This window comes from Streptomyces sp. ISL-99 (assembly GCF_018614005.1).
Classification (GTDB): Bacteria; Actinomycetota; Actinomycetes; order Streptomycetales; family Streptomycetaceae; genus Streptomyces; species Streptomyces flavidovirens.
Window position 1 is genome coordinate 1 of sequence record NZ_JAGGPC010000058.1, and the last position, 19,635, is coordinate 19,635.

Here is a 19,635-nt window from a genome sequence, read left to right on the forward strand (position 1 = left end):
CGAATTCACCAACAGCATCCCTGTTAGTCGGCCGGGCTCACGGTCCCCGCGCGCGAGGCCCGATTCCGGATACCGCCGGAGTCGGGCCTTTGTGCACGCGGGAGCTTCGGAGACTCCGGGCGGCCCGGTCGCGGAGTCGTTCAGCAACTGGTGCTTGCCGTTGCGCTCAACCTTACAGATGGGCTGAGCGGCGCCTGGGTGGCGCCGGTCGCGTTTTCCCAGGTCACTGGGTGGCGCGAGCCCACTGCGCCCCCATGGCGACGCGTAGCGAATTTCGCGCCTCTTCGCGATTTTCCGCAGGTCAGAACGATGTCGGGGTGGCGCGTAAGTGGGGCGACGCGTGGCGAAGGGTGGCGCGCAAAGAAGGGCGGCTCGGGAGGGACTTGCCCTCTTGTTGCCGCGTCTTCCTGAGCCTCTTCTTAGTCTCGCCTTAAAGCCACCATAAAGATCGCCGCGCACCGCCGTCAGCAGCGGGTTTCGCCGGTTGTCGGGGCTAGCGTGCTGATCGCCGGGGTGGGGTTCAGTCCGTCGGCGCCGCTGGTTTCGGGGGGCTGCGCCGCCGGACTCGATCTCCGCCCCCGTACTCCCACACGCTCCCCCATCGCAAGGAGAACGTCCCGATGACCGCTCGTCGCCGTCGTACCGCAGCCTCCATCGCCACCCTCAGCATCGCGCCACTCGCACTGACCGCCCTGTCCGCCGCTCCGGCTTTGGCCCACGGTTCGATGACGGACCCGGTCTCCCGCGTGTCGGCCTGTTATGCGGAGGGCCCGGAGAGCCCCGACTCGGCGGCGTGCAAGGCGGCCGTCGCGGCCGGCGGTGTGCAGGCTCTTTACGACTGGAACGCGGTCAACATCGCGAACGCCGCCGGGAAGCACAAGCAGCTGATCCCGGACGGCAAGCTGTGCAGCGCCGGCAACGACAAGTACAAGGGCCTGGACCTGCCGCGCGCCGACTGGCCGTCGTCGAAGCTCGCCGCCGGCAAGCACACCTTCCGCTACAAGGGCACCGCCCCGCACAAGGGGTCGTTCGAGCTGTACATCACCAAGGACGGCTACGACCCGACGAAGCCACTGAAGTGGTCCGACCTGGAGGCCAAGCCGTTCGCCGACGTCACGGACCCGAAGATGGAGAACGGCGACTACGTCTTCGAGGGCAGCGTCCCCAACAAGTCGGGCCGTCACCTCGTCTACAGCGTCTGGCAGCGCTCGGACAGCCCCGAGGCCTTCTACACCTGCTCCGACGTGGTCTTCGGCAAGGACACCGGCGGCTCGGGCACGGCCCCGGCACCGGTCGCGTCCGCGCCCACCAAGGAGGACATCGCGGACGGCGCCGACGAGTCGTCCGTGGAGCACAACGGGCACGGTGACAACGACAACAAGACCGGCGCCGAGGTGACGGCCCCGGCCACCAGCCAGGACGACGCCGGGCAGCAGGCCGACCCTCCGGCCGCCGAGGAGTTCCCCGCCAACGCGCCGGAGGCGAACGGCGACGCCGGGCAGCCGACCACCGCTGCCGCCGCCGGCGAGAACCTTGCCGAGACCGGTGGCGACAGCGCCACGACGTACATCGCGATCGGCGGCGCCACCGCGCTCGCCATCGGTGCCGCGGTGCTGTTCGGCTCGGTCCGCCGCAAGGCCGCCCGCCGCTGACCGGGCCCGTATGACCGCTGCCGCCCCCACCTTGTTTCCCAGGTGGGGGCGGCAGCCCATTTCACGCCCAGGCGGGCATGATCCGTTCGTGGATGAGCCGCAGTTGAGTGTCCACGTCCGCGATGCCGTCCAGCTCCCGCCCCGTGAACGCCTTCACGAGGTTGTGGTCCGTGATCGCGCAGATCGCCGCCCGCCCGATAACTCGTCGAGCGTGGCCAGGGCCTGGGCGATCAGGGTGGGCTCGCGCAGGACGACGGAGGACAGGCTCGGGCCGAAGCGTATGCGGCTGGTCTGCCGGCCGCGGCGGCGAAGAGCAGCCACATGTCCTTGTGCCAGGTCTCGTCGGCGGCGTAACAGGCGTGGAATCCCAGCTCGTCGGCGAGCCTGATCGAGGCCAGGGACTCCTGGAGCGGGTAGTCGGGGAGCATCACGTAGCTGAACTTCATCGGGGTCGTCGACGTCATCGGTCACCTTTCCCCGCGGTCAGCCGGTGGCTGACGCGCAGGTGGTCGGGGTGGCCCGGCCCGGGTCGAGGGCGTTGGCCACCTCATGGAACGCGATCCGGTCGATCAGGCCTATCGCCACATGCTCCGAGAGGTCAACGGGGCACAGCTCCTGGAGCAGGACATTCCGCACGCCGGGACCGTCGAGGAACTGCGAGCGGTACGGCGTGACCACCTGGTCGTACCGGGTGGCGATGACCGTGTAGCGGACCCCGGGAACGGTGTCGCCGCCCTCGTTGAGCCTGGTCAGAAAGGCGGACCCGGCGATCTGGTCGGCGAGGGACGGGGTCTTGGTGGTCAGCAGGTCGCCGACGCCGGGGAAGTGGGGCAGGAGTTTCGTCAGCCCCAGCAGCGTCGTGCCGTGATTGTCGGGTGCGATGCCGATCAGGGCGTTCACCTCGTCGGCTCCGCCGAGGAACTTGAGGTAGTGACGCGGCATCATGCCGCCCTGGGAGTGGCCCACGAGATCGGCCTCGGGGGCGCCGGTGGTGGCGAGCACGTCGTCGACGAAGGTGTCGAGCTGCTGAGCCGACTTGTCGATCGGGCCGAGGCCGTGGAAGAATGGCACGTCGGGGAGTTGCCCGTAGTCGAGGGAGAAGACGCAGTAGCCCCGCTTGACCAGGTACGGGGCGAGGCCGAGCCAGTTGTCGACGGAGTTCCCGAAGGTGCCGTGGACGAGGACGACCGGGCGGGGGTGGGCGGCGGACGGCTTGCAGGAGTAGTCGTTCCACCCGCTGGTGGGGGCCGGGGTGGTGGCGTTCGCCGTGGCGGCGGGGGTGAGGGTGGCGGCGAGGGCCAGGAGCAGGGCGGCGGCCGGTCTGAGGGCGCGCTTCCAGGGCAGCATCGGGTGATCTCCTTGCGGCTCAAGGGGAAATGGCGGCGTGATCCGGATCACACAGATGCCGTGCTGCCGCTAAATTACGCGCGAGTAGGTGAAGAGTGAAGTGACTCGTCGGCAAAAATTGACGAAGAGTCAGTCAGGGGGGTGGGGCTGTCCGACGGGGGATCCGTCAAGCCGCCAGCGACCCCGGTACGACCGCCCCCGGACCGAACCTCGCCCGCGCCCGGTCCGCCACCGCCTCGATCCGGCGCGCCTTGTCGTCCGCCGGGTCGAACGTCAGCTGGTGCGCGGCCTGTTCCGCCGGAGTCAGCCCCTCCGCGCGCAGGGCGACGGCGCGCACCCTGGCCCGTTGCAGGCCGAGCGACGCGTAGAGCCCGTACGCCGTGGCGGTCAGCGCGGCCGAGTGGGCCGTCGGCTCCGCCATGGTCCGGGTGCGGGTGGTGGTGGACCGGTCGGCGTAGCGCACCGTGAGGGCCAGCGAGCGGCACACCTGTCCCTCGCCGCGCAGCCTGACCCCCACCTCCTCCGAGAGCGAGAGCAGGGCGCGGCGGTGGCGGACCGGGTCCAGTTCGTCGCGGTCGAAGCGCCGTTCGGCGGCGAGTGAGCGGGAGGCGGCGTTCGGGACGACCGGCGTACGGTCGATGCCGCGCGCCCTCTCCTGGAGTTCGCGCCCCACTCGCGCGCCGACGATCCGCTGGAGGGCGGCGAGCGGCGCGGCGGCGACCTTGCCGACGGTGTCGAGGCCGTACGCGCAGAGGGCGCGGGCGGTCGCGGGACCGACGCCGTGCAGCGAGGCGACCGGTTTGCGGCCGAGGTACGCGGCGATGGCTTCCGGGTCACCGGGTACGGCCAGGGTCTTCCCCGGCGGCGCGTCCTGCGCGGCGGTCCTGGCCAGCATGGGGTTGGCGCCCACGCCGATCGTGCAGTCGGCGCCGCAGTGCGCGAGGGTGCGTACCCGCAGCAGGGCGGCGAGCCCGGCCGCGTCCTGCCCGAAGTACCGCTCGGCGCCCCGGACATCGACGAGCGCGCCGTCGGGCGGGAGCGCCTGGACGACGGGGGTGATGTCCTCGATCAGTCCGAGCAGGGTGGGGAGCGCGGCCTCGGGCAGCTCGGTCCCCGCGGTGTGGAAGCGTACGTAAAGGATCATCCCGCGCTCCCCGGGCTCGAATGCCACAGCTTGCGGCCGGTCGGTACGCCTTCGCCCGCGGGCTGGAGGTCCGCCCAGGGGTTCATCTCGTAGCCGGTGGGGAGGTGGATGCGCCGGCCGTCGCCTGCGGACCCTTCGTCCGCCGCCTCCTCCGCCGAGGCCGAAGCCGAAGCCGAAGCCGAGGCCGAAGCCGAGGCCGAGGCCGAAGCCGAGGCCGGGGCCGGGGCGGGGACGGGAGCCGGTGCCGCCAGCCGCTCCGCGACCGCGTCGAGTCCGCCCGTACGCCGCAGTTCCACGAGTTCCGCGAGGTTCCAGGCCGCCGACCCGACCACGCTGAGGCTGCGCGGCCCGCGCCGCTGCACCACTCCGCGTACGAGCAGCAGCCAGGAGTGGAAGACGGTGTGCGCGCACGCCGCGTGGCTGTCGTCGAAGAAGGCGAGGTCGACCAGGCCCGTACCGTCGTCGAGGGTCGTGAAGATGACCCGTCGCCCCGAGCGGACCGGTGGCGTCTGGGTGGCGGCCTTGGCGCCCGCGACCAGGACGGTCTGCCCGTGTTCGGCCATCCGCAGCCGCTTGGCGGAGGTCGCGCCCAGCTCCTTGAGGAAGGTGTAGTGGTCGGTCATCAGGTGGCGGGAGGCGTCCATGCCGAGGACGCCGAGCTCGGCGCTGAGCCGCTCCGTTTCGCTGAGGTCCGGGAGCCCGGCCGGGGCCGCCCGCTGCCCCTCGCCGAGGGAGAGCTGTCCGCCGGACACGCCGGAAGTCCGCTGCGCCGCGCGGAGTTCGGACAGGTGGAGCAGCAGGTCTCGGCGGTTGGCGCCGAACGCGTCCAGCGCGCCCACCTGCGCGAGCCGTTCGGCCACGGGCCGGCTCGGGTGGGCCCGCTGCCACAGGTCGAGCAGCGAGGAGTAGGGCCGGCCCGCCACGATCCGTGCGGTTTCGGCCTCGCTGATGCCGTAGACGTCCGCGAGCCCGAGGCGGATCCCCCACACCTCTTTGACGCCCTTCATCCCCTTTCCGCCAGACACCAGTTCGATCTGATGAGCGGCCGCCGACCGGTTCACGTCCAGCGGCAGCACGGGCACGCCGCGCCGCCGCGCGTCCGCGAGCAGCAGCCGCTTCGGGTACATGCCGGGGTCGTGCGTGAGCAGTCCGGCGTAGAAGGCCGCGGGGTGATGAGCCTTCAGCCACGCCGACTGGTACGTCGGCACGGCGAAGGCGACCGCGTGCGCCTTGCAGAAGCCGTACGACCCGAACGCCTCGACGATCTCCCAGGTACGGGCGGTCACTTCGGGCGAGTAACCGCGCTGCCGCGTCCGTTCCGCGAACCACGCCCGGATCTGCGCCTGGAGTTCCCGGTCGGAGAGCCCGCGCCGCATCTGGTCCGCCTCGCCCCGGTCGCAGCCGGTCATGATCCGCAGGATCTCGATGATCTGCTCGTGGAAGACAACCACGCCGTACGTCTCCCGCAGCGCCTCCTCCAGGTCCGGATGCGGGTAACGGGCGGGCGCGCGCCCGTGCCTGGCCTCGATGAAGGGCCGCACCATGTCGGCGGCGACGGGCCCCGGCCTGAACAGCGAGATGTCGACGACCAGATCACCGAAGGTCGCGGGCTGGAGTCTGCCGACCAGATCGCGCTGGCCCGGCGACTCGATCTGGAAGCAGCCGAGCGTCTCGGTCGAGCGGATCAGTTCGTACGTCGCCGGGTCGCCCTGCGGCACCTGCCGCGGGTCGTCGAGGTCGAGCGTCACGTCCGCCGCCCGCCGCAGTTCCGCGACCGCGTGCGCCATGGCCGACTGCATCCGTACGCCGAGCACGTCGAGCTTGAGCAGCCCGAGTTCCTCCACGTCGTCCTTGTCGAACTGCGACATGGGGAAACCCTCGCCGCTGGTGGGCATGACAGGCGTACGGCGCAGCAGCGAGGCGTCGGAGAGCAGCACCCCGCACGGGTGCATGGCGATCCCGCGCGGCAGCGCGTCCAGCGCCTCGACGAGCTCCCACATCCTCCCGTGCCGGTCCTGCTCGGCGGCGACCTCGCGCAGTTCGGGCAGTTCCTCCATGGCGGCGCGGGCGTCGCGGGCCCGGATGTGGGGGAACGCCTTGGCGATACGGTCCACCTCGGCGGGGTCCATGGAGAGTGCGGCGCCCACGTCCCGTACGGCGTGCCGCACCCGGTACGTCTCGGGCATGGCGACGGTCGCGACCCGCTCGGCGCCGAAGCGGCCGATGATCGCGCGGTAGACCTCCAGGCGGCGGGCGGACTCGACGTCGATGTCGATGTCGGGCAGCGCGGACCGCCGTTTGGACAGGAAGCGCTCCATCAGCAGGCCGTGTTCGACGGGATCGGCGTGCGCGATGCCGATGAGGTGGTTGACGAGGGAGCCGGCGCCGGAGCCGCGTGCGGCGACCCTGACGCCCATGTTCTTCACGTCGTCGACGACCCCGGCCACGGTGAGGAAGTAGGAGGCGAAGCCGTGGTGGGCGATGATGTCCAGCTCGTGGTGCATCCGCTGCCAGTACGCACGGGCCCGCGGCCCGCGGTCGTAACCGCGCAGCACCATGCCCGCGGCGGCCCGCGACTCCAGCACGCGCTGCGCGGTGCGCCGCCCCGCGCCGACGAGGTGCGGTTCGGGGAAGTGGACGGTGCCGAGCCCCAGGTCGTCCTCGGGGTCGACGCGGCAGGCCGCGGCGGTCTCCTCGGTCAGGGTCAGCAGCCGGCGGGCGGCATCCTGGCGGTACCCGGCGGCCTCGGCGACCAGGTCGGCGATGTACGCCATCTCAGCCGCGCTCTTGAGCGAGCGCTCGCCGCTGTCGAGGGGCCCGCGCGGGTCGATGGGTACGAGTCTGCGGGCCGCGTCGAGCACGTCGGCGACCGGCCCGAGACCCGGGTCGGCGTACCGGACGGCGTTGGTGAGTACGGGAGCCACGCCCTGTTCGGCGGCGAGGCCGAGGGTGCGGGCGGCCAGTCGCAGCGAGCCGGGACCCGTGCCCGTACGGCCGTGGTGGACGACTTCGAGGCGCAGGGCGTCGCCGTAGATCTCCCGCCAGGGCGCGAGCAGGGTGGCGGCCCGGTCGGGGCGTCCGGCGGCCAGCGCCCGGCCGACGTCGGAGCCGGGGCCGAGCAGCACGGTGAGGCCGTCGCCGTGATTGCGCTCCCACTCCAGGACGGGGTTACGCCCGCCGGCCTCGTGGGCGGCGCTGATCAGCCGGCAGAGGTCCGCCCAGCCGGCGGCGCCGTCCCGGGCGAGGAAGGTGGCGCGGGGTGCGGACTCGTCGACGAAGGCTCCGCCGCGTACCGGTGTGCGCTGCCGCTGCGTACGTCCTTCTTCGCGGGTACGGTCGGCCGGCCCCAGCGCCAGCTCCGCGCCGAAGAGCGGCCGTATGCCCGCCTTCGCGCAGGCCTTGGCGAAGCGGACCGTGCCGGCGACGGTGTCCCGGTCGGTGAGGGCGAGGGCGTCCATGCCGTGTTCGGCGGCTCGCCCGGCCAGCCGCTCGGGGTGGGAGGCGCCGTAGCGCAGGGAGAACCCGGAAACGGTGTGCAGGTGCGTGAACGCGGGCATCGCACCTCCTGAATCCCGTGAATCCCCTGAATCAATCCTGTCTCACCTCCCCCATCTCCACCATAGACCAAGTTTCGAACGTGCGTGCGATAGCCGTGTCCTCAGCCATTCGGACCGGCCCCACCTGCGCGAACTCCGGAGGCCGCCGAGCGTGGGGGCATGACTTTCCTCGACGAGGTGAAGAACGCCGTCACGCCACGGGCCGCGCTGCTCGTCATCGGTGTGCTGGCGCTGCAGCTCCTGTTCATCGCGTCGTACGTGGGAGCACTGCACAATCCGAAGCCGAAGGACGTTCCCTTCGCCGTCGTCGCGCCCGAACAGTCGGCCGGGCAGCTCGTGGACCGGCTCGGCGCCCTGCCCGGCACACCGCTGGATCCCCGTACGGTCGCGGACGAGGCCACCGCGCGCCGGCAGATCATGAACCGGGACATCGACGGCGCCCTGATCGTCGACCCGGCCTCGAAGACCGACACCCTGCTGGTCGCCTCCGGCGGCGGCACCGTGCTGTCCTCGGCCCTGACCACGCTCGCCACCAGGGTCGAGGCGGCCCAGCAGCGGGAGGTGCGGACGGTGGACGTGGCCCCGGCCTCCGCCCAGGACTTCGACGGGCTCTCCGCCTTCTACCTGGTCGTGGGGTGGTGCGTCGGCGGCTACCTCTGCGCGTCGATCCTGGCGATCAGCGCGGGGTCCCGGCCCGCCAACGGACAGCGCGCCGTGATCAGGCTCGGCGTCATGGCGCTCTACTCGATCGCGGGCGGCATCGGCGGCGCGATCATCGTCGGCCCGATTCTCGGCGCCCTGCCCGGCAGTGTCATGGCCCTGTGGGGCCTCGGCGCCCTGGTGGTTTTCGCCGTCGGCGCGATCACGCTCGCGCTCCAGGCGCTCACCGGAATCGTGGGCATCGGCCTGGCGGTCCTGCTCGTGGTGATCGCGGGCAATCCGAGCGCGGGCGGCGCGTTCCCGCTGCCGATGCTGCCGCCGTTCTGGGAGGCGATCGGCCCTGCCCTGCCGCCGGGGGCGGGCACGTGGGTGGCGCGCTCGATCGCGTACTTCGAGGGGAACGCGGTCTTCGGACCGTTCATCGTCCTCGCCGGGTGGGCGGTCGCGGGCAGCGCGATCACCCTGGCGATGGCCTCACTGCGCAGGCCGCCCAACTCCGATTCGCACCCGGTCGGGGCCTAGGCGACCGCTGGGCGCGATCCAGCCCGTCCGGTGAAGGAAAGAGGCCCCGTCCGGCACGCACGCGCGCGCACCCGACGGGGCCTCCGGTCAGCCGGCCGGCCAGGACCGGCCAGGACCGGCCACTCAGCCGATCTCCGCTCCCAGCGCCGCCAGCGCCGCCGGCACCGGCTGGAAGAACGTCTCGCCGCCCGACGTGCAGTCGCCGCTGCCGCCCGAGGTGAGCCCGATCGCCGTGTCGCCCGCGAAGAGCGAGCCACCACTGTCACCGGGCTCGGCGCAGACCGTGGTCTGGATGAGCCCGTTCACGATGTCACCGTTGCCGTAGTTCACGGTCGCGTCGAGCGCGGTGACCTCACCGTCGTGCACCTGCGTCGTAGAGCCACTGCGGGTCACCGCCATACCGACGGTCGCCTCGCCCGCCTTGGTGATCGGCTGCGTACTGCCGTTGTAGAGGTTGACCTCGCTCGGGTGCTCGACCCCGTCGTCGTACTTCACAAGCGCGAAGTCGTTGCCGGGGAACGTCGAGGCGGCCATCGTGCCGAGCGCGCCGCCCGTGGAGTCGGTCCACTGGCTGCCGGCCTGACCGCAGTGCCCCGCCGTGATGAAGTGCGGGACGCCGTCCTTGATGACGTTGAAGCCGAGCGAACACCGCCCGCCGCCACTGAGAATCGCGTCGCCGCCCGCGATGAGCGGCTTGAACTCCCCGGCCGACTTCTTCAGTTCGGCCTTCTGGCCGAGCGCGCCGACGACCTTCTCCAGCTTCGCCCAGGCGTCGCCCTTGACCGTACGGTCGGCCGTCACGACGACCTTGTTGGTGACCGGGTCGGTGGCCCATGCGGTGCCGGGGATGGTGGCCTTGTCGGTGAGGGTGCTCCGTACGGCCTTCAGTTCGGCGAGGGAGTTCTCGACGATTTTGGCCTTGCCGCCCGCCTTCCGTACGCCCTGAGCCGCCGCCTCGTCCACGACGTTGACCACGAGCGCCTTGGACTTGCTGTCGTAGTACGCACCGGCCGCGTCGGCGCCCAGGGCCGAGCTGAGGTCCGAGGCCAGCTTTCCGGCCCCCGTCGCCGACAGCGTCTTGACGGTGTACTGAGGGGGTTCCTCGCTGGCGTTCGCAGTCTGCAACGTAACTCCCGCTGCCACCAGGGCTGCGATACCTGCTCCCGCAATTGCCACACGGCGCTTGGCTATGCGTCGGTGCTTCACGTAATGACCTCCTGTGGGGGGTTCGGCCCTGCAATGTGGGGGGCAGGTCCGAGTACACCCACTATTCCGAGGCTGATCGGTAGCACACAAGGTCGACTTCAGGACGCGCACACGACAACCTCCGCGCGCCCCCCAGGTCTTTACATGCCGGGCACCGCCTGTACCCGTCACGTTCGCGAACACCGCGTGCGACCACTCGGGCAGCAGCGCGTGAGGACTAGTCCTGTCCGGTACTCGCCCCTCCGGACGGGATTCCGGCGGCGCGGACGCGGACTGCGGTCAACTCGCCCGCCGCGAGGGTGCGTTCCGACACGACGACGAGTCCCCGCCCGGTCGACCGGGCGGGGACTCATGTGCTGCTGGCTGCGGACTTAGGGACCGGGCCCTCTTAGTACACGCTGACGCCGTACGCGCTCAGCGCTTCGGTGACCGGCTGGAAGAAGGTCGTACCACCGGAGGAGCAGTTGCCGCTGCCGCCCGAGGTCAGACCGATGGCGCGGGTGCCGGAGTAGAGCGGGCCGCCGCTGTCGCCGGGCTCGGCGCAGACGTTGGTGCGGATCATGCCGTAGACGACGTCGCCGCCGCCGTAGTTCACCGTGGCGTTGAGGCCGGTGACGGAACCGCTGTGGGTGCCGGTGGTGGAGCCGCGACGGGTGACGGACATGCCGACGGTGGCGTTGGCCGCGCTGGTGATGTCCTGGTTGCCGACGGTGCCGGGGTGCGAGAGCGAGGTGTTCGCGTACCGCACGAGGCCGTAGTCGTTGCCCGGGAAGCTGGATCCGGCCGTCGGGCCGATGCTCGTGGTACGGGAGGAGTTGGTGTACCAGGGCGGGTTGCCGTCCGTGCAGTGGCCGGCGGTCACGAAGAAGTACGTACCCGCGCTGTCGCGGACGTTGAAGCCCGCCGAGCAGCGCCAGCTGGTGGCGTAGATCGCGTCGCCGCCGGAGAGCAGCTTGGAGAGCTTGCCGGGGGTGCGCTCGACGCGGATGGCGCCTGCGTTCGTACCGGCTTCTCGCTTGATCTTGGCGATCTCGGCGGCGGAGACAGTGCTGTCGGCCGTGACGACCAGGGCGTTCTTCGCCTTGTCGATGTGCCAGGCGGTGCCGGCGACATCGGCCTCGAGGACCGCGTCACTCGCGGAGGTGAGCTGGTTGGCGCTGTACGTACTGGCCGTGTCGGCGCTGGCGCTCGGTACGGTGAGTGCGGCCGTGGCGACGAGACCTGCCGTGACGGCGATCAGGCGGGATCGTCTCGCTATACCGCTGCGGGGGGTGGTGCGCTTGATCCTCACGTTTCGTTCCTCCCAGGGGGAAGTAGGGGGCCCGTTCGTGGGGTGAGACAGGCCCGTGAGGCGCAGTCAGTTCACCTGTCCGAATTTCGAACAGGTTGTGCCCCTGACAAGCGCTCCTCGGGAGTATTCGGGGCGCCAACTGCCCGCGCAAGGGCGCCTTTCGGCCGCGCTCGGACCCCGGCACCGAAGGCGGCCCCGGCAGCGCTGGGGCCGACGGGGCTGTGCGGCACGCGTTGGGGCGCCGCTCCGGCACTGGGACGGGTCAGCGGTCGATCCGGTTCCGTTCCCCCGCCGGTACCGGGACCGACAGGGTGTTGCCCGGCGGCGGGAAGGGGCAGATGAAGTGGTCGGCGAAGGCGCACGGCGGCAGCAGGGCCCGGTTGAAGTCGACGGTCACCGTGCCGTCGGGCGCGGGCGCGGGCGGCCGCAGGAAGCGGAAGCGGTACGAGCTGTCCCCACTGGTCGCGTCGGCGAAGACGGCCCAGAGCGAGCCGTCGTCCTCGACGGCGACCTGGAGCGTGTGCTCGGTGCCGTCGATGTCGAAGGCGATCTCCCCGGCGAGACCGAGCCCGCGCTCGCGGCCGTCCGCGTTCTCGATCTGGAGGGTGGTGCGCCCTTCGGCGTACGGGCGGAACCGGCCCGGCAGCGCCCACTTCGGGTCGTACGGCGTCACTTCCATGCCCGCGAAAGCACGCCGCGCCGGGGACTCGGGGTCGAAGACCCGGATCGCCCACAGTCCTTCGCGGCGCAGCACGACCAGCCGCCGCCCGGCGGCCTCGACGCGGGACTCCGGGATGCGTCCGGTGTCCGCGGTCAGCCGGACCTCGCCGGTCAGGGGCTCCCCGTCGACAGTGATCCCGTCCTCGGGCGAGGCCGTCAGGACCACCTCGTCGCCGTCGGCCGTCCACTGCCCCAGCACGTCCGGAATCCGGCCTTCCGGGTAGTCGGAGAGCCAGTGGGTGCCGGTGAGCGAGAGCGGCCCGTACGGCGCGGAGACCGTCTCGATGCGCTGCTGGTGCCAGTGCTTCCAGTCCTGCTGAGGGTCTGTGCTCATACGCGCACCCTTCCACACGGGCGCTGCGGGGACGGGGAGCCGGGGACGCCGCCCACCTCATCAGTCGCAGCAGCCGCAGTTGCAGTGGCAGACCCAGTTCTCGCAGTCGCACTTGTGGCAGCAGCCCTCGCGCTTCTTCCGCGACCAGGGCCCTTCGTACTCCGCGGCGCAACACCACTTGCACGTGCAGCACAGCCCCACCGCGACGGCGCACCCGGCCCAGAAGCCCCGCTTGCCGGGCCTGCGCGGCTCGCCCGTGAAACCGGGCGGCATCCCACCGGGGCCACCAGGACCGCCGGGACCGCCACCCGGAACCCCGGGCCCACCGCCCCCGTAGGGGTTGCCCGAGCCGTACGCTCCGCCCCCGCCACCCCCTGACACGGGCGGCGTCGGCCCGTACGCCCGCACCTGCCCCTGGTGACCGCAGCCCGCCGTCCCGAACGCCCGGTCCACGGACCGGCCGAGCTCGTGCGCCAGCAGTACGTGCGCCAGCCTGGCATCGGTGAATTCCGCGTCGCGCAGCGCCAGCCGTACGCCGTGCACCGCGTCGTCGCACAGCCGCCGCGCCTCCGCGAGGCCGGTACCGGTCGCCGTCAGGGGGTTCCACTTACCCGACGCCGCGTCAGCTTCCAGGTCCTCCACGGCGTCCAGCAGATGCGCGAGCCGCCCGAAGAGGCGGCCCGCCTCCGCGAGCGGCGCCGCGTTCCGCGGCCTGCCCGCGAGTACGGCGGTGTGCGCGAAGGCCGCCGCGGTCGCCGTCTCGGCCGGTTCGGTGACCGTGAGGACGGAGGTGCCGGGCCCCGCCAGCGCCTCGATCCCTGCCTGCCGGTCCACCGCGTCGACCAGCAGGCCGGTGTCGAAGCCCAGCGAGGCGCCCGTACGCGCTCCCGCCCTGTCCCAGCTCGCGGCGACCCGCCGGGCGGCCGCGGCCACCGGCCTGCGGGCCAACACCCCGTCCCGGTCGGCGACGTGGTCCCGCACCTTCGCCGAGGCCAGGACCAGCGAGACGGCGGCCGCGAACCTGGCTCCCTCGCCCTGGGCCACGGGCGCGGTCCGCATCGCGCGCAGGGGACAGGGGCCGGCGGTGCGGCGCCATCCCGTCGCGCGCTCGGACTGAGCCTCCGTCAGAACCGAGACGATCAGCCCGTCGTAGTTGGTGACGACCCTCGCGAGCTGCCCGTGGTCACCGCGAAGTGCCAGGCAGAGCCCGCACAGATGGGCCATCCACTCGGTCCTGAGCCCCTCCGAGAGCCGATGACTGCAAGGCCTGACTATGCCGAACAAGGCGCTCCCCCAGGAGTCGTGAGACGGTGCGGCCCGCATCGTATCGAGACGGTTTCAGCGACCTCGTGTTCACCCGTCCGTCCCCCTCATCACCCGTGTGGCCCGACGGTCGTATTTTTCACTCTGTCAGCAGCCTGATGCAGTAGGAACCTTGACGAATCGCCACAAGTTCTGCACCAGTACCGTCACGAATCGCCTGCGCGGTGGCTATCCACTTGGCGCGTAATCCGCATGATGGACGACGATAGGGGGAGCGGTACACAGACCGACCGCGGTGAAAGGAGGCGTCCCATGGGATCGGTGCGCAAGGCCAGTGCCTGGCTCGGGCTCGTCGAGGACAGCGACGACGACCGCTACTACGACGACGAGTACGCCGAGGGAAGCAACGAGAGCGCCGAGCCCTGGGTCACGGACCCGCGGGTCAAGGCGGTCTCCGAGTCCGCCGACGACAAGAGCCCCAGAATCGCCACGGTCACCCCGGACGGGTTCCGGGACGCGCGTGGCATCGGCGAGCTGTTCCGGGACGGCGTCCCGGTCATCATGAACCTCACGTCCATGGAGCCCTCCGACGCCAAGCGCATCGTCGACTTCGCCGCCGGCCTGACCTTCGGCCTGCGCGGATCGATCGAGCGCGTCGCGAACCGGGTCTTCCTGCTGAGCCCGGCCGACACCGAGGTCGTCAGCGGTGAGGCCGCGGGCCGCGACACGCACGGCTTCTTCAACCAGAGCTAATGGGCGGGGCCGCTCACCGGAAGGCATCCAGGCCGGTGAGCGCCTTGCCCAGTACGAGCTGATGCATTTCGACGGTGCCCTCGTAAGTGAGCACCGATTCGAGGTTCGTCGCGTGCCGCATCACCGGGTACTCCAGCGAGATCCCGTTCGCGCCGAGAATCGTCCTGCTCGTGCGGCAGATCTCGATCGCCTCCCGCACGTTGTTGAGCTTGCCGAAGCTGACCTGCTCGGGCCGCAGCCGCCCCGCGTCCATGCGCTGCCCCAGGTGGTGGGCGAGCAGGATGCCCTTGTGGAGTTCGACCGCCATGTCGGCGAGCTTGGCCTGGGTGAGCTGGAAGCCGCCGATCGGCTTGCCGAACTGCTCGCGCGTCTTCGCGTAGTCGACCGCGGCCTCGAAGCTGGCGCGGGCGGCGCCCATCGCGCCCCACACGATTCCGTACCGCGCGTGACTCAGGCAGCTCAGCGGCCCCTTGAGCCCCGTGACGTCCGGCAGTACGGCGTCGGCCGGCAGCCGTACCTCGTCCATGACCAGCTCGCTGGTGACCGAGGCGCGCAGGGACCACTTGTGCTTGATCTCGGGCGCCGAGAAGCCGGGAGCGTCGGTCGGCACGACGAACCCGCGAATAGCACCGCTCCCGTCGTCCGTCTGCGCCCAGACGACGGCGACCCCCGCCACCGACCCGTTCGTGATCCACATCTTGCGGCCCGTCAGCACCCAGTCGGTGCCGTCCTTCTTGGCGTACGTCCGCATCCCGGCCGGGTCGGAGCCGTGGTCGGGCTCGGTCAGGCCGAAGCAGCCGATGATCTCGCCCGCGGCCATGCCGGGCAGCCACCGCTGCTTCTGCTCCTGGGAGCCGAAGCGGTGGATCGCGTACATGGCGAGCGAGCCCTGTACGGAGACCAGCGAGCGGATGCCGGAGTCGGCTGCCTCCAGCTCCAGGCAGGCCAGGCCGTACTGGACGGCGGAGGCGCCCGCGCAGCCGTAGCCCTCCAGGGACATGCCCAGCGCGCCGATCGAGCCGAGCTCGCGGGCCAGTTCGCGGATGCCGGGGAGTTCGCCGCGCTCGTACCAGTCGGCGATGTGCGGCAGGATGCGGTCGGCGGCCCAGGTGCGTACGGTCTCGCGGATCGCGAGATCTTCGGGGGCCAGCAGATCGTCGATGCCGATCGGGTCGCTGGGGTCGAACGGCGGAAGCTGCTGAAGTTTCGAAGTGACGGACATTCCTGGCCCTCCGGCGGCTACTGGCTCACTGTGACGCGTAAACTAGCAGTGGTAGTTACTGCTCGCGGCCGACGTTACGGGTTCAGCGCGCGGCCCGTCCAGACCCGGCCCGCTCGGCGTGCTCCCGGCATGCCGGGACCTTCACCTGCGGCGAAGGCTCGCGCACAGGCTCCTTCTCCTCGTCCCGCGCACCGCAGTCCATCAGCCGCGGCAGTCTCAGCGCCGCCAGCGCGCCGAGCAGCAGCAGCCCGGCGCTGACGAAGAGCGTCACGTGCAGGCCGTGCACAAAGGCGTGCCGCGCGGTGGAGCGCAGCGCCTCCCCGGCCGGCCCGCCGATCTGGGACGCGACCGTGTACGCCTCGCCGAGCGAGTTCGCCGCGCCCGCGCTGTCCGCCGTGGAGACCCCGGGGATCGCGGCGACTCCGGGGGCGTACGCGGCGTTCATGACGCTGCCGAGCAGGGCGATGCCCATGCCGGCGCCGAGCTGGTAGGAGGTCTCGCCGATGGCGGCGGCGCCGCCCGCGTGCTCGGCCGGGGCCTCGCTCAGCATCGACTCGTACGCCCCGAAGAGCGTGGTCTGGAGCCCGAAGCCGAGCAGCACGAATCCCGCGGTCAGCAGCGAGGGCCGGTCGTGCTGCCCCATCAGGGTCAGTACGAGCACGGCCGCGGCGGTCAGCACGAAGCCGGACGAGACCATGACGCGCGGGCCGACGCGCTGGAGGGTGTACGAACCGGTGGCACCGGCCGCCATCGCGGCGAAGGTCAGCGGCAGCAGCCGCAGTCCGGTCTCCAGCGGGCTCAGTTCGAGCACCAGTTGGAGGTACTGGACGGCGATCAGCTCCAGGCCGACCAGCGCCAGCATCGCCAGGACGATGCATCCGACGGACGTGGAGAAGGCGGGCCTGGCGAACATCGTGACGTCGACGAGCGGCTGACTCCGCGTCCTTTGCCGCCGTACGAACAGGACGAGCAGCGCGGAGCCGACGAGCAGCGGCAGCAGCGTCCTGGCGTCGGCGATGCCCTCGCCGCCGCCGACCCGCTTCACGCCGAGGACCACGCCGAGCACACCGGCCGCCGCCATCAGCGCGCCGAGCACGTCCCAGGGGCCCTGGCCGCTCCCCCGTGATTCCGGCAGCAGCCAGCGGCCGGCCGGCAGGATCAGTGCCATCAGCGGGATGTTGATGAGGAAGACCGATCCCCACCAGAAGTGCTGGATGAGGAAGCCACCGAGCACCGGGCCGGTGGCGGCGCCTATGGCCGCGACCGCGGTCCAGATGCCGATGGCGACGGCGCGCTCGCTGCGGTCGGGGAAGACCTGGCGGAGGATCGACAGCGTCGCGGGCATGATCATCGCGCCGCCGACGCCGAGCAGCGCGCGGGCCGCGATGAGGACGTGCGGGCCGTCGGCGAAGGCGGCCAGCGCGGACGCGCCGCCGAAGAGTCCGTAACCGAGCAGCAGGACGCGGCGGCGCCCGACGCGGTCGCCGAGCGTGCCGAAGAGGATCAGCAGCGAGGCGCAGACCAGCGGATAGGCGTCGACGATCCAGAGCAGTTCCATCGCGCCGGGGCGCAGGTCCTCGGAGACGGCCGGGACGGCGATGTGCAGGATCGTCGCGTCGAGAGCGACCAGCAGCAGGCTGACGCACAGGACGACCAGCACGGCCCACCGGTTGCGGGGGCCGCTCTTCGCGGCCTTCACGCTCCTCGCGGCTTTCGCGTCCCTCGCGGCCTTCACACCCGGCCGGTGCCCGGGGGCGCCCGCAGACCGCTGTGTTCCGGCCGTGGTCGTCCCTGACATGTACGTCCCTCCCAGTGGCGCATCCCTCACGCTCGGCGGACCGGCGGGAACGGCGTTGTCCAACGTCCCTGCGGGCCCGGCATCGACGGGCGAGTGAGCCGTCAGAGTACGCGAGTTCGCACCCGTGCCGCGTGGTGCACCTCTCACAGGGTCGGGCGGCGGGGTGTGGCGTGCGCCACGTCGCCGGGGACCTGCCGGGAGACCGGCCGGCGGGCCGTCAGTGATCTTGAGGGCCGCATGAGGGGGCGGGAAATTCCATGTTGAGTTCCGATGAACCCAATTCGTCGAAGCGCATTCACTCTTACGAGCGGGCCTCCGAATGAATTGCGCATCCGGCCGCCACGCATTCCCGAACGGCCTGAAATCAGGCTCTCGATGAGACACACCCCACATCACATCGTCATCACAAAGGTGCCGGATGGGCCGGGCTTCTCACTCACCCGCTGTAACGTCGATTCAGTGCGTACCGACCGAATCTTTGCCCGGCTGGACCGGGAACCGGAGCCGCCGAAGATAGAGATCCCCGGGATGAGCCGTACCCGTACGGCTCTCTTCGGTTCGACGCTGGCGTTCTACATCGCCATCGTCTGGGCCGTGCTGATCACGTCCTGGCTGGTGGCCCTCGACTGGAAGGTCATGCTGTTCCGGCCGTACGAGCAGTGGCCACAACTCCATGCCTTCCTGGACTACTTCGTGGTGCTCGGGCAGCGCGGCCCCACCGCCGTGATGGTGGCGGCCTGGCTCGGCTGGCGCTCCTGGCGCCAGCACACACTGCGCCCGCTGCTGACGCTGGGCGCCTCGCTCCTCCTGCTGAACGTGACGGTGGGCGCGGTCAAGCTCGGCCTCGGCCGCCTCGGTCCGCACTACGCGACGGAGATCGGCTCGGCCGAGATGTTCGCGGGCGGCGATATATTTCCTTCCGGTCACACCGCCAACGCCGTGGTCACCTGGGGCATCCTGGCCTACCTGGCCACCACCCCGAGGGCCAGGCGCTGGCTTTCGGTGCTCTCCGCCGTCGTCGCCCTGGGCGTCGGCGCGACCACCGTGTACCTGGGCACGCACTGGGTGAGCGACGTGCTGCTCGGCTGGGCGGCGGGGCTGCTGATCCTGCTGAGCCTGCCCTGGTTCGAGCCGCTGATCGGCCGCACCGAAGCCTGGGTCTTCGCGGTGCGCGAGGCCTGGCGGGCACGTCGCAGGCTCGGCGCCACGCGGCCCGCACCGGCCGGCGGCCGCCTGTCCCCGGCCCTGTTCCCGCAGCGCCACCCCACCGCCCGCAGCACCGCTCAGGCCGACAAGCCGGCCCGCGAGCCGGTGGGCGCGGGCAGTGGCCGCTCCACGGGCAGCACGAGGACCGCCGTTCACCTCGCGCAGCGGCCCCACCCGGTCCGCCCGGAGCGGGTCGCCGTCACACCGGCGGGCGGCCGCCGCCCGCCGCACGCCGACCGTACGGGCGCGGCGCGCCCCGGCTCGTCGCCCCGGCCGGTGGCCGGCGGCTGACCCGCCCGCAGGACGCGGGGACGGTACGCACAGGCCTCACCCCGCACGACGAAGGCCCCGGCGGCTCCCATGAGAGCCCGCCGGGGCCTTCGTCGTGTCCGGGTGGGTCGTGTCCGGCTTCGGTCGCGTCCGGTCAGCCCTTCCAGCAGCGGATGACGGTGTTGTCCTTGACCTCGAAGTTGAGGCGGCCCACCAGGTACTCCATGGTGATGATCGAGCCCGGCGGAAGCGCCCTGACGGTGGTCCAGCCCCGCTCTCGGGCCAGCCGCTCGGCGCTGGTCGCTTCGAGGCCGACGTACGCCTCAGGGGCGTCGTCGGGCTGTTCGGAAGGGGTAGGTAGAGGTGCCATGGGACTCACGGTAGGCCGCCGGGGGCGGGGAAGGAAGCGTGGGGGTCCGAGCTGTGTGTCACCGCCCCAGATACCTCAGCGGTCACACTTGTGTCACAGGATCACGACAGGCGTTTGGCATGAACTCCTTCACCCGAAAGGGCAGTCGGGTACCCGTGGAAGTTAATTGCACGCCTCTGGAATGATCACGCAATAGCAGGTTCTTAATTCATTCCCGGCGCCCCTGACGGCGCTCCCCCGCTATTCACCCGGCGGGTCCGCCGATGAAAGCTGACGGGCCGTCGCCAATTCACGTTTTCGCCACAGAATCCGCACCGGGC

Annotated in this window: 14 protein-coding genes and 1 pseudogene; 4 read left to right on the forward strand and 11 right to left on the reverse strand. The window is 71.3% G+C overall.

Going from position 1 to position 19,635, the window contains the following annotated elements; genetic code table 11:
• Window positions 1-620: 620 nt before the first annotated feature.
• Window positions 621-1,652, forward strand: coding sequence for a lytic polysaccharide monooxygenase (locus tag J7E91_RS29790; RefSeq protein ID WP_214909824.1), 1,032 nt, complete (start codon window positions 621-623; stop codon window positions 1,650-1,652).
• A 186-nt stretch (window positions 1,653-1,838) separates the two neighbouring features.
• Here the strand turns inward: J7E91_RS29790 and J7E91_RS29795 are convergent.
• From J7E91_RS29795 to J7E91_RS29810, 4 genes and pseudogenes are all read right to left on the reverse strand, one after another.
• Window positions 1,839-2,098: pseudogene (locus J7E91_RS29795) on the reverse strand (LLM class flavin-dependent oxidoreductase); the annotation flags it as partial.
• Window positions 2,099-2,135: 37 nt separating this feature from the next.
• Entirely contained in the window at window positions 2,136-2,999 is an 864-nt protein-coding gene (locus J7E91_RS29800; protein ID WP_214909826.1) for a triacylglycerol lipase, read from the reverse strand.
• A 166-nt stretch (window positions 3,000-3,165) separates the two neighbouring features.
• A complete protein-coding gene (locus J7E91_RS29805; RefSeq protein ID WP_214909828.1) occupies window positions 3,166-4,143 on the reverse strand; it encodes a helix-hairpin-helix domain-containing protein in 978 nt (325 codons plus the stop codon).
• Window positions 4,140-7,700: a DNA polymerase III subunit alpha gene (locus J7E91_RS29810; RefSeq protein ID WP_214909831.1), complete on the reverse strand. Its 3,561-nt coding sequence runs from the start codon at window positions 7,698-7,700 to the stop codon at window positions 4,140-4,142. The genes J7E91_RS29805 and J7E91_RS29810 overlap by 4 nt, the downstream gene beginning before the upstream one ends.
• A gap of 159 nt (window positions 7,701-7,859) precedes the next feature.
• Between J7E91_RS29810 and J7E91_RS29815 the strand changes: the two genes are divergently transcribed.
• Window positions 7,860-8,882 (forward strand): DUF3533 domain-containing protein, encoded by a 1,023-nt coding sequence (locus J7E91_RS29815; protein WP_214909832.1) that lies wholly within the window; start codon window positions 7,860-7,862, stop codon window positions 8,880-8,882.
• A 123-nt stretch (window positions 8,883-9,005) separates the two neighbouring features.
• Here J7E91_RS29815 and J7E91_RS29820 read toward each other — a convergent pair whose 3' ends face one another.
• The 4 genes from J7E91_RS29820 to J7E91_RS29835 all read right to left on the reverse strand — a co-directional run bounded on the left by J7E91_RS29820 (window position 9,006) and on the right by J7E91_RS29835 (window position 13,717).
• Window positions 9,006-10,178: a S1 family peptidase gene (locus J7E91_RS29820; protein WP_374224799.1), complete on the reverse strand. Its 1,173-nt coding sequence runs from the start codon at window positions 10,176-10,178 to the stop codon at window positions 9,006-9,008.
• 298 nt (window positions 10,179-10,476) lie between these two features.
• Window positions 10,477-11,379 (reverse strand): S1 family peptidase, encoded by a 903-nt coding sequence (locus J7E91_RS29825; RefSeq protein ID WP_214909834.1) that lies wholly within the window; start codon window positions 11,377-11,379, stop codon window positions 10,477-10,479.
• Window positions 11,380-11,641: 262 nt separating this feature from the next.
• A complete protein-coding gene (locus J7E91_RS29830) occupies window positions 11,642-12,433 on the reverse strand; it encodes a DUF1684 domain-containing protein (protein ID WP_214909835.1) in 792 nt (263 codons plus the stop codon).
• Between the two features lie 60 nt (window positions 12,434-12,493).
• A complete protein-coding gene (locus J7E91_RS29835) occupies window positions 12,494-13,717 on the reverse strand; it encodes a DUF5685 family protein (RefSeq protein WP_214909838.1) in 1,224 nt (407 codons plus the stop codon).
• A gap of 291 nt (window positions 13,718-14,008) precedes the next feature.
• On the opposite strand from J7E91_RS29835, the gene J7E91_RS29840 reads away from it, so the two are divergent.
• Window positions 14,009-14,449 carry a cell division protein SepF gene (locus tag J7E91_RS29840; RefSeq protein WP_028815634.1) on the forward strand — a complete coding sequence of 147 codons (441 nt, stop codon included), beginning with the start codon at window positions 14,009-14,011 and terminating at the stop codon, window positions 14,447-14,449.
• 13 nt (window positions 14,450-14,462) lie between these two features.
• On the opposite strand, the gene J7E91_RS29845 is transcribed toward J7E91_RS29840, so the two are convergent.
• Complete coding sequence (locus tag J7E91_RS29845; protein WP_214909839.1) at window positions 14,463-15,671, reverse strand: acyl-CoA dehydrogenase family protein; 1,209 nt, start codon at window positions 15,669-15,671, stop codon at window positions 14,463-14,465.
• Window positions 15,672-15,753: 82 nt separating this feature from the next.
• Window positions 15,754-17,469, reverse strand: a complete 1,716-nt coding sequence (locus tag J7E91_RS29850; protein ID WP_214909840.1) for an MFS transporter — start codon at window positions 17,467-17,469, stop codon at window positions 15,754-15,756.
• Window positions 17,470-17,928: 459 nt separating this feature from the next.
• Here J7E91_RS29850 and J7E91_RS29855 point away from each other — a divergent pair, with 459 nt between their 5' ends.
• The gene (locus J7E91_RS29855) at window positions 17,929-18,966 is read left to right on the forward strand and encodes a phosphatase PAP2 family protein (protein ID WP_214909841.1); all 1,038 of its coding nucleotides are present in this window, start codon (window positions 17,929-17,931) and stop codon (window positions 18,964-18,966) included.
• Window positions 18,967-19,099: 133 nt separating this feature from the next.
• Here J7E91_RS29855 and J7E91_RS29860 read toward each other — a convergent pair whose 3' ends face one another.
• Window positions 19,100-19,315 carry an I78 family peptidase inhibitor gene (locus J7E91_RS29860; protein ID WP_214909842.1) on the reverse strand — a complete coding sequence of 72 codons (216 nt, stop codon included), beginning with the start codon at window positions 19,313-19,315 and terminating at the stop codon, window positions 19,100-19,102.
• Window positions 19,316-19,635: the final 320 nt, after the last annotated feature.

Coding starts and splice junctions, on each gene's coding strand:
- J7E91_RS29790 (WP_214909824.1), top strand. CDS start 621: ATGACCGCTCGTCGCCGTCGTACCGCAGCCTCCATCGCCACCCTCAGC.
- J7E91_RS29800 (WP_214909826.1), bottom strand. CDS start 2,999: ATGCTGCCCTGGAAGCGCGCCCTCAGACCGGCCGCCGCCCTGCTCCTG.
- J7E91_RS29805 (WP_214909828.1), bottom strand. CDS start 4,143: ATGATCCTTTACGTACGCTTCCACACCGCGGGGACCGAGCTGCCCGAG.
- J7E91_RS29810 (WP_214909831.1), bottom strand. CDS start 7,700: ATGCCCGCGTTCACGCACCTGCACACCGTTTCCGGGTTCTCCCTGCGC.
- J7E91_RS29815 (WP_214909832.1), top strand. CDS start 7,860: ATGACTTTCCTCGACGAGGTGAAGAACGCCGTCACGCCACGGGCCGCG.
- J7E91_RS29830 (WP_214909835.1), bottom strand. CDS start 12,433: ATGAGCACAGACCCTCAGCAGGACTGGAAGCACTGGCACCAGCAGCGC.
- J7E91_RS29840 (WP_028815634.1), top strand. CDS start 14,009: ATGGGATCGGTGCGCAAGGCCAGTGCCTGGCTCGGGCTCGTCGAGGAC.
- J7E91_RS29845 (WP_214909839.1), bottom strand. CDS start 15,671: ATGTCCGTCACTTCGAAACTTCAGCAGCTTCCGCCGTTCGACCCCAGC.
- J7E91_RS29850 (WP_214909840.1), bottom strand. CDS start 17,469: ATGTCAGGGACGACCACGGCCGGAACACAGCGGTCTGCGGGCGCCCCC.
- J7E91_RS29860 (WP_214909842.1), bottom strand. CDS start 19,315: ATGGCACCTCTACCTACCCCTTCCGAACAGCCCGACGACGCCCCTGAG.